Below are 507 nucleotides of genomic sequence, written 5' to 3'. Positions count from 1 at the left end.
AAAATTTGGTAATTAATCGTATAATCATTGAAAAAAACTTTTTGGTTCATTCCACTTTCAGCTACAGTAGATGTATATCTTAAAAGTAGTTTCTTACCGCTACTCTGATCTTTATAAAACCTAACTTCGAAAGAATTACCATTAAAGGTAATCGTCCCATAACCCCCATCATTAAATTGTTGAGGTGTTAAATTTTGATTTCCAACAGCTATAATAAAACCATCTTGATCCAGCGTTTGTCCCGCCTGTAAAGTATCAGTCAAAACTATATCAGAACTAAATTGTTGCTGGTTATTATTTATAGGTATATCCCACTTCACTTTAGTTGGAGCATCCGCATATATTCTACCTGTTTTATAGACAAATGGTGCTGTACCTCCACCACCTTCAGCTGGACCCTTAATTGTGATCCTTTGCGTTTGTAATTGTGTACCTAAGTTTGTATCAACTGTGAGCGTTTGTCCCGTTGCTACATTACTAGTTGCTTGAACTCCAAAATAAAAATAT

1 protein-coding gene is annotated in these 507 nt (G+C 34.5%); it reads right to left on the bottom strand.

The window, feature by feature from the left end:
- Positions 1-507: collagen binding domain-containing protein (locus JTF23_RS27445; protein ID WP_286674655.1), on the bottom strand; the 507-nt coding region annotated here is incomplete at both ends.

Source organism: Bacillus sp. RIT 809, from assembly GCF_016892495.1.
Taxonomy (GTDB): Bacteria; Bacillota; Bacilli; order Bacillales; family Bacillaceae_G; genus Bacillus_A; species Bacillus_A cereus_U.
The sequence above is the reverse complement of the archived record's forward strand: the minus strand, read 5'-3'. Positions and strand labels throughout refer to the sequence as shown.